The following is a 12,254-nucleotide window of genomic DNA, read 5'->3' on the forward strand; positions in this document are numbered from 1 at the left end:
GGACCAGGCCAGCAAGGCGCGCCTGCCGCGCCTGTCGCTCACGGGGCTGGCGGGCGCGGTGTCGGACGCCCTTGAAAATATCTTCGATCCTACCGCGACCCTGTTCAGCATTGGCGGCAATGTCGCGGCGCCGATCTACCAGGGCGGCGCGCTGGCTGCCGGCGAAAACATTGCCGATGCCGAACTGCGCGCGGCGATCGCGCAATATGCCGGCGCCGCGCTGGCCGCTTTCGAGGAGGTGGAAACCGCGCTCGACAGCGGCGTGGTGCTTCGCCGCCGCCGGGACGCGGCCGTCATCCGCGTGCGCGAGATAGAGGAAGCGCTCAGGATCGAGGATCTGCGGTACAGGGTCGGCGAAAGCAGCCTGCTTGACGTGTTGCAGATCCGGCAGCAGGCGATCACTGCGCGCAGCGATCTGGCGACGATCGAGCGCATGGAACGCGAGCAGTTCGTCACGCTCAATCTGGCGCTCGGCGGAAGCTGGAACGCGCCGGAGGCTGATCCCCCAGAGATTTCCGAGAAGGATGGCGATGCGAACCCGTAAAGAACTCCGCCTGACCATGATGCCGGGACAGGCCATCGACCTGGTGCGAACGCTCGTCCTGGGAGTGCTCGGCCCCGCATTGCTGCTTGGCGGTTGTGCCAGCTTCGACCGGCAACCGTTCGAGGCCGCGCAGATCGAAGCCGCGCACGCGCCGGATTCGCCGAAAATCCGCCATTGGGCCAATTCCCCCGACCTGTTGACACAGATCTCGATCGCCCCGCCACCGCCGGGCGAGCCACTGCGCGTGCTCGCGCTGTCGGGCGGTGGGGATGACGGGGCCTATGGTGCGGGTTTTCTCAACGGATGGTCGCAAACCGGCAAGCGACCTGAATTTGCCGTGGTCACTGGAGTCAGCACCGGGGCTCTCATCGCCCCCTTCGCGCTGCTCGGGCCGGACTACGACGACGAGCTGAAACGCGCCTATACCGAGATCACGCCCGACGACATTTACAAGGACCGCTTCGCGTTGGCGATCCCGTTCTCGACCAGCGTCGCGACGACCGGGCCGCTCGAGGCTCTAATCGCCCGCTTCGCCACTGATGCGGTGATCGATGCCATCGGCGAAGAGCACCGCAAGGGCCGGCGCCTGTTCGTCGGCACCGTCAGCCTCGACCGCCCCGGCAATGCGATCTGGGACATGGGAGCGATCGCGGCCGGTGATGCGCCCGGTCGCTATGCCCTTTTCCGGCGCATCCTGCTCGCCAGCAGCTCCGTCCCGGTGCAGTTCCCCCCGGTGCTGATCGAGATGGAAGCGCAGGGAGAGCGAATCAGCGAACTCCATGTCGATGGCGGCACCATTGCGACCCTGATGGCCGCTCCGCCGGTCGCGAACGACCAGATCCTGCGGGACAGCCAGTCCCCAACGGAGCTGTATCTGCTGGTCAACGGCAAGATGGCAGGCGAGTTCGAGCTGATCGAAGCAGGTCTCTCCAGCATCGCCAAGCGGACGCTTGAGGTGATGCTCTTCTCCAGCCTCCAGGACCGTGTGGCCTCGGCCTATGTCTGGGCGAGATCGACCGGCGCCGGATATCACTTGACCTTTATCGAGCAGGACTTCGACGCGGACGAGCACGATCTTTTCGAGCAGGATTATATGCGCACGCTGTTCGACTATGGCGTGGAGCGCGGTCGGGCACAGGCATGGCAGGATAGTCCGCCATCGTCGGATCCGGACACTGTCGCATCAGCCGTGCCCGAAACGACGAGTTCCGAGGATTAGCGCCCGTCATGGCACCGGGACGAACATACCGCATGAGCTTCGCCTTTTCCGATATCCCCCATCAATCCGGACGGCCGGCCGTCGTTAACGGCGCCAATAGCGGCACCGGCTACGAGATCGCCCCGCACCTGGCGATGAAAGGCGTGCGCGTGCTGCTGGCGTGTCGCGATGCCGAGCACGGCACTTTGCGTGTCTTACAGGCCGTGACCGATCCGCAAGCGGAAGGCGGCGACCATCCCGGTCCTTGCGGTCTCATGGGGATGCGTGGCCAGACTTCGGGTCGCGCGGTCGTGACAGACCCGACTCGCGACCGGGAGATGACGAGAAAGCTGTGCAACAGGTCGGTTGCACTAACCGGAACAGAACCGGACATTGGCCCTGCTGTTCCGTCGCAGACAACGCCTCCCGACAGCGCACCGTAACGCGGATGCGCGACCGGCACCCTCCGTTCATGATACAGCGCGCAGCTTCTCATGCGTTCGGAAATACGGCACTTTCCGCAATCGGCTTGAGTGTCGCTAAGCACGCGGTGGGCCATCCCGGCCTGACGGGCGTTGCACTTGTCGAGGACGGCATAGACGCGTTTGCCATCCGCTCTCGACTCATCGCCGCGGCCGAAAGATCGATCGACCTGCAATATTACATCTGGCGCGACGATCTGACCGGTAATCTCCTGCTGGAAGACTTGCGCAGAGCGGCAGCGCGGGGTGTACGGGTCCGTCTGCTGGTTGACGATAACGGCATTCCCGGCCTCGACCGCAAATTGCGCTGGCTGGCCAGCGACCGCAATTTCGAAATCCGCATTTTCAATCCGTTTCGAAACCGACACTTCAAGCCGCTCGATTTCCTGCTGGATTTCCACCGCGTCAATCGCAGGATGCATTCGAAAAGCTTTACAGTCGACAATCAGATAACCTGTGTCGGCGGGCGTAATGTCGGAGACGAGTACTTCGCCAACCGAGAGCAGGGGATTTTTGCCGATGTGGATGCGCTTTGCGTAGGCGCGGTGGTGCAAGAAGTCTCCGAATGTTTCGATGCGTTCTGGAATTGTCCCGCTGCAGTCGAAATCGACTGCATCGTGAAGGAAGATCCGAAGCAGTACGCGGCAAGCGGGGCAACTGATTTCACGCGGTCAGTTTCCGGCCCCTCCGCGACCGATTATCTAAGCCGTGCCGCCGGATCTGTTTTGCTTGAGCGTGCGCGGGCCGGACGGATTGAATTCGAATGGGTGCCCGTCGAGCTGGTCAGCGATCGGCCCGCCAAGGTTTTCGGACAATCGCGTCAAGGCGATCTCATGGCTAGCGTCCTCAGGAGTCTCATCGGTCAACCGGAAAGGGAATTGCTCGTCGTTTCGGGCTATTTCGTGCCGACCTCATCAGGTGCCAGGGCCTTTGCGCAAATGGCACGCAACGGGGTCGATGTGCGCGTCCTGACCAATTCCTTTGCTTCGACCGATGTCGCTATGGTTCATGCCGGATATGCAAAGCATCGGCATTTTCTCGTGAAGTCGGGGGTGCGTCTGTATGAGATGCCTGCCCCTGGAGACCGGCCCAAGACCACCCGCAAATCTCTGCGTCGACCTTCGCCGCGCAACACAAACGAGAATGCCACCCTGCATGCCAAGATGTTCGCTGTAGACGGCCGTCGGGTCTTTGTCGGTTCTTTCAATTTCGATCCGCGCTCTTTCGCTCTCAATACTGAGCTCGGGATCGTCATCCAGAGTGAGAATCTGGCGGCACAGATGCACCACGCCTTCGATACCATGATCGCGTCCGGCTCCTACAAAATCGTCGTGGATGACAAAGGCCGACTGAACTGGATGGACATGCGCGACGATGTCCGTCAATGTGAACTGGCCGAGCCTGGAACCACATGGTGGTCGCGAGTGCTCACTCGCCTTCTCAGCAAAACGCCGATCGATTGGCTGCTGTGAATACCATCTGGGCGCGGCGACCTACGCGCCGACGTCATTCTCCTGGGTCACCAAATGGACCGTCCGCGTCGGGTAGGCGATAGCGAGACCGGCTGCCTTCAACCTCTCGAAAATGGCCAGCAGCAGTTCCTGCCGGATCAGTCGGCTTTCCGCGTAATCGGCAACCATGATGTAGGACCAGATCTCGATATCCAGCGAGCTCTCGCCGAAATGAGCAAATCGAGCACGGAGGCCATCCTTTTCAATCAGGTGGTGATCGCGCAGGATCTGCTCGATAATCTCCACGGCCCGGCGCAGCTGGCCTGCGGAGATACCGTATTCGACGCCGATCGTGGGATTGAAGAGAAAGCGGTCGCGCTTGGCGAAGTTTTCGATCTCGCGGGAGGAAAAATCACCGTTCGGGATGGTGACGAGCGTGCGTTCATTCGTGCGAATCCTCGTCGAGCGCATACCGATATCCTCTACGGTGCCGACAATATCTCCCGCGCGGCAGAAGTCTCCGACCTGAACAGGGCGGTCTGCGATGACGTTCAGGCTGCCGATCAAATTCTCCACGGCCTTCTGTGCGCCTAACGCCAAGGCGATGCCGCCAATGCCCAATGCGGCAATGCCCGTGGTCACATCGACCCCCAGCGTGTCGAGGACCGCTACCGTCGCCAATAGGAAGAGCACTATCTTTGCCGTACGCCGCAACAGGACGACGACCGACACTGCCTGCCGCCGCTGGCGGCGTTCCATCCGGGCACTAGCAACGCGTGCGATGGCATCGACCAGGCGCAGCGCAAACCAAGCAAGCGCTACCCAGCCAACGATACCGATATAGCGCAGCAAGGTCTGGCGCGCGACGATGGACGCCTCGATGCTGCCCGTCCACAGGTGGAAGGTCACCACTGCGAGAAACAGGCTGAGCGGCGGCAAGGCGGCCTGCGTGAAGCGGTAGATCGCGCTTTTCTCGCGGTCGGCCACAAAACGCCGCATGATGGCCAGAAGTCCGGCCGATATAAGCCAGTAGAGAAAGAAACTGCCGGCTGCGCTCCCGAGCAAGAGAGCCCAGTCCTGCAGCGGGGCTCCGGCCACCTCGGCGCTTTCACCGTCTTCCGGTTCAGCCGGATTTGTCGCCGCCACAGACACTGCTTCGAGAGCTTCAACGGTCTCCTGCGAAATCCCCCAGACTTCGCTGCCGACAGGGCTGTCGGTCCGGGTGAGAAGGATCGGCAGACTTTCCTCGCCGCCGAGCCTGCCTACCTCTTCGGTGTCGGCCGGCAGTTCATCGTCGAGACGCCCACTCGCTTCGTTCGACAAGGCACCGAAAGGCAGGAGCGTCCCCTGTTGGTCGAGCGCGGCTTGCAGCTTGGTGGCCCAGATCGCTCCTTGATCGACAAGTTGAGCCTCATCCTCTTCCGCAGACAGGTGGAAATAGTGAGCAGCCCTCGTGTAGTCCTTCGCCGCCAGGGCGCTGATCAGGCCGGTCACCGTTCCACGCGGCGTCTCGCGACCGAAAGGGTCGGTAGCCACTTCAGCGGCCTGCTCGGCCATCGGCTCCGCCACAGGAGCGATTTGAGCGGAAGCCGGTGTTAAGGCGGCGCAGGCGACCAGCAATAAAAGGGCAGAAAGACGGAGAACCGATATCGGTCCGATCGGGATATTATCTGGAAGGCGCTGGCCATCGCAGTTCCGCAATGGCTTCAACCCTACGAACCTACGAAAGACAGAGATTGCATTCCAACCGCTAAAGCTCGGCTCACTGATCGATCGGAGAGATTGCCTTGGGGGAAAGGCCATTTTTGCTGGCGCCGGCGATGAAAGAAAGTAAACTCACCGGTACCATGCCGTTTTCCGTTGCGGCAGGCAAGCGTTCATGTGGGCATCATTAGTCCGCGTTGCCCGCTGCGGAGCTTTGCCTGGCCATACCACAAAGGCCTCGTCCTACTGGGCAGCAGATCAGATGGCCGAACCAATGCAATAGTGAGAGAATAGATGTCACTTCCCCGCAGAACCTCAAGCGGCGGTCGTCCTTCAAAAGAGGAGGCCGAGAAACTAGGCGAGCACATATTGCAGGTGTCCCCCGTCAGCGCCTATGGCACAGATTTGAGGTTGTGATTTAAGGAGGATTTGGGCTTCGTCGTAGTGACGAAGGAACGAAGATGAAGCCCAAATCCTCAAGGTCCAAATCGCCTGCCGAGCAGGTGGTAAAAGACATTCGCCGCAAGACCCGCCGGTATTTCTCTGCTGAGGACAAGATCAGGATCGTCCTGGATGGCCTGCGCGGCGATGACTCCATTGCCGAGCTGTGCCGCCGCGAGGGCATTGCGCAGAGCCTGTATTACACCTGGTCGAAGGAGTTCATGGAGGCTGGCAAGCGAAGGCTAGCTGGCGATACCGCCCGTGCTGCGACCACGGACGAGGTCAAGGACCTGCGGCGAGAAGCTCGCGATCTCAAGGAATGCGTGGCCGACCTCACCCTGGAAAACCGCCTGCTCAAAAAAAGCATGATCGCGGATGGGGGAGACGACGAATGAGGTATCCCGCATCCGAGAAGCTCGAGATCATCCGGATCGTCGAGCAGTCGCATCTGCCCGCCAAACGCACGCTGGACCAACTCGGTGTGGCACGGCGAACCTTCTACCGCTGGTATGACCGCTACCTCGAAGGTGGGCCGGAGGCGCTTCAGGACCGCCCTTCAGCGCCGAGCAGGGTGTGGAACCGCATCGGAAACGATATCCAGGACCAGATCGTCGAGATGGCGCTGGAGCAGACCGATCTATCCCCGCGCGAGCTGGCAGTGCGCTTCACGGACGAGAAGCGCTACTTCGTGTCCGAAGCCACGGTCTATCGCCTCCTGAAGGCCCACGATCTGATCACCAGCCCGGCCTACACCGTGATCAAGGCCGCCGAGGCGTTCCACACGCAAACCTCCCGCCCCAACGAGATGTGGCAGACCGACTTTACCTACTTCAAGATCATCGGATGGGGCTGGGTCTATCTATCGACCGTGCTCGACGATTACTCGCGCTACATCATTGCATGGAAGCTCTGCACCACCATGCGGGCCGAGGACGTCACCGAGACGCTGGACATGGCGCTGGCAGCCTCAGGCTGCGACCACGCCAACGTGCTGCACAGGCCCCGCCTTCTCAGCGACAACGGCCCCAGCTACATCGCCGGAGAACTGGCCGAATACATCGATGCCAACAAGATGAGCCACGTGCGCGGCGCGCCCTTCCATCCGCAGACGCAGGGCAAGATCGAACGCTGGCACCAGACATTGAAGAACCGTGTCTTGCTGGAAAACTACTTCCTGCCCGGCGATCTCGAACAGCAGATCGAGGCCTTCGTCGAGCATTACAACCACCAGCGCTATCACGAGAGCCTCGACAACGTCACACCCGCCGATGCCTACTTCGGTAGGGCTGCCGCCGTCATCGAACGAAGAGGAAGGATCAAGCGAAAGACACTCGAACATCGGCGCTTGCAACACCGCAAGCTCGCCGCCTAAACATCAAACCGAGACGAGGCCCACACTCCGCAAACCTACGCCGCGAGTTGTGCCAAATGTTCTGACGACGGACAAAAATTGAGGATCATCAACGATGAGTATCGTCGCTCAACTCGCGATCGGAACGGTGACCGTTGCACTTACCATCATCATGCAAGCGTGTTTTGCCGCAATAGCCTTCTCAGTCGATGATCGCTTCACGCCGCCTCGCACGCGAACAACACGCTTTGGAGCGACCTTGCTTCTTGCCGCTTCTACGATATGGATGCTGCTCGCTATCACGCTGGCGGCTTGGATTTGGGCGGGCCTGTTTATTGTATTGGGTGCCTTCGAAGCGCTGGAACCGGCGCTCTATTTCGCAACGGTTTCCCTGACGACGCTAGGCTTCGGCGACGTTATCCTCTCGCAGGATGTGCGGCTGCTGTCTGCGATCGTGGCTGCCAACGGCCTCGTCATGTTCGGTTTGAGCACTGCGTTTCTTCTCGAATTCGTGGGTCAGGTGCGCGAGGAGAAAGGCAGTTCGACGCGATCCCACATTTCGACGGCAGAATGACTTCGTACAGAACCGGCTCACTTTGGCTAGCATAAACGATTGTGCCTGCCCACTCTACCCGCATCGCCTTGTCCAAGTAGAAAACGCCGATCCGCCCGGGTTTCGACAAATAGTCTGGGGCTTGGCGCTTGCGTAGACTGGATGGTCAAAAGTGGAATGGCGGGTTGCGACTCTAATGTCGGTCCTAACCACCAACTCGGCGGTTCGCCAGAAGCAGATGTTCGCATGGCATGCGCTCAGGTCGGCTTCGCCCTCTCATCCCAGTCATCCGAGCATTGAGGGCTACGTTCCGAAAGCGGACGTCGGTTCGAGGGCGTCGGAGCGATGCCCATATCGGACAATAGGATTAGTCGGCTTAACGGAGATGGATTGGGCTTAAGGACATCTCGAACGGTGGCAACAAAGCGACCTGGGTTCGGTCTTTATCCGCCTTTGACTTGTGCAGGGTCGAGCGCCTGCACCGGGGTTGCGAGAAAGCGGAATGGCTCGGCGGTTCCTTGCTTCGCGGCCGCGACAGCGTTGATGAGCAGCGCCGCCGAAGCGGCAAACCCTTCGATTGAATTTGCCTTGCCAAGCCAGACCCGCGAGGCCTTGGGCGACACGCCCACGGTAACTTCCAGCGCGGCATTGCGCGAACGCGCGGCCGACCGGTAGAAGCTCTGGTCATCAAAGGGGTCGAGCGAATAGTCCAGATCCTGTCCGGCAAGGATCTTGGCATCGGCCTTCGTGGCACTTCTCCGGTGAACGCCCGACAGCCACAGGGTCCGCGCCTGGCCATTCTCCAGAAATGCGGCGGCCATGGTTGAACGGGATATCGGCAAGAGCCAAGTCGGTGGAACGGCTCGACGTCTCTGACCTTGCCGATTCATCGGAAAGCCTCGCGGTTTGGCTGAAGTGCGATCTCACCTTTGATGCTGCCGAGATTGTCGCGAACGTCGACTACGCCAACCTCGTCTTCCAGCAGCGCCTGCACGTCCTGCGACAGCTCTTGCAGCTTCAACATGTCGGGGCCGGTCAGGACGATTTCGATCGGATCGCCCGATGTTGGCTGTCCGGTCTCGGGTGCCACCAGTAGAGTGGCACCGGCGACATTGCGGTCGAGATAGGTCTGTAAAGTCGGGTCGGCAATCCTCATTTACGCGGGCGGGCGAGAGGAAACGAACTGCATCGCAAGGTCGCTCGACTATCGCCAAGCGTCCCAGTGGACGCCCCACGAAGATCGGACAGGCAATCCTCGCAGACGTGCGACACCTGCTGAGAGGCTTCACCTCTTCGAGCCGGTTTGCTCCGCAAGCAGTTCGACAAGCCTGCGCACGCTGTCCCGCAGTTCGTCAATCCCTTCGGATTTGCGCCCCCTCGCGAGGGTTTCGGGAACATACACTGCCTGGTTGCGCAGTATTTTTCCACTCTCGGTCAGTTCGATAACCACTCGGCGCTCGTCTTCCGGATCGCGTGTTCGTCGAACCAGGCCGGCGGCCTCCATACGCTTCAGCAGAGGGGTGAGAGTTCCGCTATCGAGGTAAAGCCGCGCGCCGAGGGAGCCCACCGTCTGGGGTTCTTTCTCCCATAATACCAGCATGACCAGATATTGCGGATAGGTGAGACCCAGCTCCCGAAGAACAGGGCCATAGAGGCGGCTGAGGAGGTTGGTGGCAGCATAAAGGGGAAAGCAAACCTGTCGATCGAGCAACAAGGGATCGCGCGGGTCCTGTGCTGCTGCCACTCCGTCATTCATTGGGCGAACACATTAATTTTCACATCGACGTTTCCGCTGACTGCGTTGGAATAGGGGCAAGCAGCGTGGGCGTTCTTCACGATCTCGTCAGCCTTTGCCTGATTGACCCCGGCAATTTCGACATCCAGTGTGACAGCGAGATTAAACCCGTCATTACCATTCGGCAAGAGGCCGACCTGGCAGGAGACTTCAATGTCGTCGTCACCCACCTTGTCGGTCTGTGCCCGCGTTACATGGATCACGGCATTTTCGAAGCAAGCCGCATAACCAGCAGCGAAGAGTTGCTCGGGATTAGTCGCGTCGCCCTTGCCACCGAGTTCCTTCGGTAGAGCGAGGTCGAGCTCGAGAATGCCATCTTCGCTTTTGACCTTTCCGGCGCGGCCACCATAGGCGTTAACGCGAGTGTTGTAGAGATTTTTCATGTTAGCTCCTTACGGTTAGACAGCAGGATAAATAGTATCCAATTATATTGTGCGCAATATATAATTTGCAAGGCGCGTCATGCTGGCAGACACGCCTTTGCGTCAAATTCTGACCGCGTCACCTGCCCAAAGCCCTCAGAATAGTCTTCTCGACCGGCGAGTAGCTATTGTCGGAACGCTCGAGACTGATCGGCTCACGCGGTAGCAGTGGCGGCTGCGCAATGAAGCGCGGCTACTTACCGTAATCCTTATATGCAGAATGCACGAGGAAAGGGTGGCACAGATACACCTTGCCGGCCGGACCCGTTGCCAGTTGCTCCAGGCGATGGGCCGATCCGGCGAATCCGTCCGAGGTCAACTCTCGAAGGGTCAGACCGGCTTCCTTGGCCGGTGCGAGTTGTCGCGCTGTATCGATATGCGAGCCGACCCGAATGCGCGTTGAGGAATCGTGAATACCCACATCCGAGAATAGGAACAGCATCAACAGGGCGCGGCCCTTGCGGTGCACATTGGCCCGCCACTCCATGAAGTCGGGCTTCTCATAAGCGAAGCTGACCTCGATGTGCCACCCGTCGTCTCCAGGTTCTTCGGCAGATGGAAAGCCAACAGCAAATGTTCCGAGTCCGCCCCGCGGCAGCCACCGACCTTTGCCCACAAGCTGGTCGAATGCTGTATGCAGGGCGGTTGTGTTTGCCGCTTCGTGAAACGGAGCCTGATCGAACCGCTCGAGACGGGCCGGGTCCAGGTGGTCGAGTCATCGGGATCGCATCCCGTGGCCACCCACAGGATCGCGCGCGCTTCTGCGGCCACCTTGGATGAAAATGCAGCACCCACCCAGACGAAGCCGTCGCGAACGAAGCGGGCAATGGCATCTGCGCCAAGCGCAAAGAAGTATCGATTAGGCGCGTATGGTCGAGCGGCATTGCTGCTTCACGAGCCGGAAACCCGGCCAGCTCAGCCCAACGGAAAGGGTCGAGGCGCGATTGAGAGTGATGAACTTCATGGGCTTCTGCTACCTGATGTATTGTAGAGACACGACAAACGGCTGCCATTGAACAGGTGCTGGGCATACATGGGTGGTCTGCCATGGGGTCGGAAGCAAAATGGCCGATTTGCATTGGTTGCCTGCCCAAAGCAGACAGTCAGCAACCGGCCCAACTTCCGCCGTTCAATGAGGCGGTTGAGCTGCCAATTTTCGAACATTAGTCGGCCGATCGCACCCTTGTAACGGTTTGGCGCAAATTCGGGATTCTGGGGGTATCGGTGGGGGTATTTTCCAAGAGTTGGGCGGAAAGAACGAGCAATGTCAGAATGTTATAGGTTCGCTATATGTTCCTCCTCCGCTACCATCAATCCCCTCACCCGTTTGCCCCCGTTAGGGGTAGGTACGCTCGCCAAGGATCGAATTCGGGCGCCCTGATATTTCGATTTCGATGGCGCCGGGTTCGGACGTGTCGCGGTAGACCGTCACCGTTTCAACGAGTTCTCGTATGGCTTCCGCGCATTCCCGGTCGCCTGACCGCATACCTTCGGTCAGCGCTTATTGCAGAGCGTCGAGTTGCTCCTCGTAGCGCTTCGGTATGGCGGGATGCAGCGAAACGACTTCGAATGCAGGCGGAGCCTTTGCCAACTCTGCAAGAACCGCTTCGCGCTCATGGTGAAGCTTTGTCGATCGTGGACCTGTCACGTATGTGTCGCCGATGCCCTTAGCGAGATGATCCACCAACCGATCGATTTCGCGTTCAAGTTTATGGGCACGATTCTCAAGCCGGGTTCGATTGGTATCGGCTTTCGCAGACAATCGTTTGCGCTCCTGGTGATAGGTTTTCACGTGAACCTCGGGGTGTCTCCCGTCAGCACCTATGGCACAGATTAGAGGTTGTGATTTAAGGAGGATTTGGGCTTCGTCGTAGTGACGAAGGAACGAAGATGAAGCCCAAATCCTCAAGGTCCAAATTGCCTGCCGAGCAGGTCGTAAAGGATATCCGCCGCAAGACTCGGCGGCACTTCTCTGCCGAGGACAAGATCAGGATCGTCCTTGATGGCCTGCGCGGCGATGACTCCATTGCCGAGCTGTGCCGCCGCGAAGGGATTGCGCAGAGCCTGTATTACACCTGGTCCAAGGAGTTCATGGAAGCCGGCAAGCGCCGTCTGGCTGGTGACACTGCGCGTGCTGCGACCACGGACGAGGTGAAGGGTCTGCGCCGTGAAGCGCGCGATCTGAAGGAGTGCGTGGCCGATCTCACTTTGGAGAACCGGCTGCTCAAAAAAAGCATGATCGCGGATGGGGGAGACGAAGAATGAGATATCCCGCATCCGAGAAGCTCGAGATCATCCGGATCGTCGAGCAGT

Annotated in this window: 13 protein-coding genes and 1 pseudogene; 7 read left to right on the forward strand and 7 right to left on the reverse strand. The window is 59.8% G+C overall.

Annotated features, from left to right (window positions below; all coding sequences use genetic code 11):
- The 4 genes from D2V17_RS19475 to D2V17_RS19490 form a co-directional block, all read left to right on the forward strand.
- On the forward strand, positions 1 to 544 hold a 544-nt coding region (locus D2V17_RS19475; protein ID WP_191229311.1), incomplete at its 5' end, for a TolC family protein.
- Positions 531 to 1,763: a patatin-like phospholipase family protein gene (locus tag D2V17_RS19480; protein ID WP_158246558.1), complete on the forward strand. Its 1,233-nt coding sequence runs from the start codon at positions 531 to 533 to the stop codon at positions 1,761 to 1,763. The genes D2V17_RS19475 and D2V17_RS19480, both read left to right, overlap by 14 nt.
- Positions 1,764 to 1,795: 32 nt before the next feature.
- Entirely contained in the window at positions 1,796 to 2,185 is a 390-nt protein-coding gene (locus tag D2V17_RS21490; protein WP_046903475.1) for a hypothetical protein, read from the forward strand.
- Between the two features lie 5 nt (positions 2,186 to 2,190).
- Positions 2,191 to 3,696 carry a phospholipase D-like domain-containing protein gene (locus tag D2V17_RS19490; RefSeq protein WP_119594816.1) on the forward strand — a complete coding sequence of 502 codons (1,506 nt, stop codon included), beginning with the start codon at positions 2,191 to 2,193 and terminating at the stop codon, positions 3,694 to 3,696.
- A 21-nt stretch (positions 3,697 to 3,717) separates the two neighbouring features.
- On the opposite strand, the gene D2V17_RS19495 is transcribed toward D2V17_RS19490, so the two are convergent.
- Positions 3,718 to 5,232, reverse strand: coding sequence for a mechanosensitive ion channel family protein (locus D2V17_RS19495; RefSeq protein ID WP_063612715.1), 1,515 nt, complete (start codon positions 5,230 to 5,232; stop codon positions 3,718 to 3,720).
- 608 nt (positions 5,233 to 5,840) lie between these two features.
- Between D2V17_RS19495 and D2V17_RS19505 the strand changes: the two genes are divergently transcribed.
- A protein-coding gene (locus D2V17_RS19505) for an IS3 family transposase (RefSeq protein WP_245978828.1) occupies positions 5,841 to 7,192 on the forward strand; the annotation gives its coding sequence in 2 pieces (ribosomal slippage) (positions 5,841 to 6,176 and positions 6,179 to 7,192; 1,350 coding nt in all).
- A 94-nt stretch (positions 7,193 to 7,286) separates the two neighbouring features.
- A complete protein-coding gene (locus tag D2V17_RS19510; RefSeq protein ID WP_087910621.1) occupies positions 7,287 to 7,745 on the forward strand; it encodes an ion channel in 459 nt (152 codons plus the stop codon).
- 422 nt (positions 7,746 to 8,167) lie between these two features.
- Here the strand turns inward: D2V17_RS19510 and D2V17_RS19515 are convergent, their stop codons facing one another.
- The 6 genes from D2V17_RS19515 to D2V17_RS21495 all read right to left on the reverse strand — a co-directional run bounded on the left by D2V17_RS19515 (position 8,168) and on the right by D2V17_RS21495 (position 11,733).
- On the reverse strand, positions 8,168 to 8,545 hold the full coding sequence (locus tag D2V17_RS19515) for a hypothetical protein (RefSeq protein ID WP_063612560.1): 378 nt from the start codon (positions 8,543 to 8,545) through the stop codon (positions 8,168 to 8,170).
- Between the two features lie 65 nt (positions 8,546 to 8,610).
- Positions 8,611 to 8,880 (reverse strand): hypothetical protein, encoded by a 270-nt coding sequence (locus D2V17_RS19520; RefSeq protein WP_119594818.1) that lies wholly within the window; start codon positions 8,878 to 8,880, stop codon positions 8,611 to 8,613.
- A gap of 129 nt (positions 8,881 to 9,009) precedes the next feature.
- Positions 9,010 to 9,480, reverse strand: coding sequence for a MarR family winged helix-turn-helix transcriptional regulator (locus tag D2V17_RS19525; RefSeq protein ID WP_046903469.1), 471 nt, complete (start codon positions 9,478 to 9,480; stop codon positions 9,010 to 9,012).
- Entirely contained in the window at positions 9,477 to 9,902 is a 426-nt protein-coding gene (locus D2V17_RS19530) for an organic hydroperoxide resistance protein (protein WP_046903468.1), read from the reverse strand. Before D2V17_RS19530 ends, D2V17_RS19525 begins: the two co-directional genes overlap by 4 nt.
- A 232-nt stretch (positions 9,903 to 10,134) precedes the next feature.
- Positions 10,135 to 10,557, reverse strand: coding sequence for a hypothetical protein (locus tag D2V17_RS21850; RefSeq protein ID WP_245978829.1), 423 nt, complete (start codon positions 10,555 to 10,557; stop codon positions 10,135 to 10,137).
- Positions 10,558 to 11,442: 885 nt separating this feature from the next.
- A complete protein-coding gene (locus D2V17_RS21495; protein ID WP_191229313.1) occupies positions 11,443 to 11,733 on the reverse strand; it encodes a hypothetical protein in 291 nt (96 codons plus the stop codon).
- A 98-nt stretch (positions 11,734 to 11,831) separates the two neighbouring features.
- On the opposite strand from D2V17_RS21495, the pseudogene D2V17_RS19545 reads away from it, so the two are divergent.
- Positions 11,832 to 12,254: pseudogene (locus D2V17_RS19545) on the forward strand (transposase); the annotation flags it as partial.

The sequence above is a fragment of the Aurantiacibacter xanthus genome (assembly GCF_003584015.1).
GTDB lineage: Bacteria > Pseudomonadota > Alphaproteobacteria > Sphingomonadales > Sphingomonadaceae > Alteraurantiacibacter > Alteraurantiacibacter xanthus.

Excerpts from the sequence above, each read along its gene's own strand:
- D2V17_RS19510 (WP_087910621.1), top strand. The coding sequence starts at position 7,287 with ATGAGTATCGTCGCTCAACTCGCGATCGGAACGGTGACCGTTGCACTT.
- D2V17_RS19495 (WP_063612715.1), bottom strand. The coding sequence starts at position 5,232 with ATGGCCGAGCAGGCCGCTGAAGTGGCTACCGACCCTTTCGGTCGCGAG.
- D2V17_RS21490 (WP_046903475.1), top strand. The coding sequence starts at position 1,796 with ATGAGCTTCGCCTTTTCCGATATCCCCCATCAATCCGGACGGCCGGCC.
- D2V17_RS19530 (WP_046903468.1), bottom strand. The coding sequence starts at position 9,902 with ATGAAAAATCTCTACAACACTCGCGTTAACGCCTATGGTGGCCGCGCC.
- D2V17_RS19480 (WP_158246558.1), top strand. The coding sequence starts at position 531 with ATGCGAACCCGTAAAGAACTCCGCCTGACCATGATGCCGGGACAGGCC.
- D2V17_RS19490 (WP_119594816.1), top strand. The coding sequence starts at position 2,191 with ATGCGCGACCGGCACCCTCCGTTCATGATACAGCGCGCAGCTTCTCAT.
- D2V17_RS19515 (WP_063612560.1), bottom strand. The coding sequence starts at position 8,545 with ATGGCCGCCGCATTTCTGGAGAATGGCCAGGCGCGGACCCTGTGGCTG.
- D2V17_RS19525 (WP_046903469.1), bottom strand. The coding sequence starts at position 9,480 with ATGAATGACGGAGTGGCAGCAGCACAGGACCCGCGCGATCCCTTGTTG.
- D2V17_RS19520 (WP_119594818.1), bottom strand. The coding sequence starts at position 8,880 with ATGAGGATTGCCGACCCGACTTTACAGACCTATCTCGACCGCAATGTC.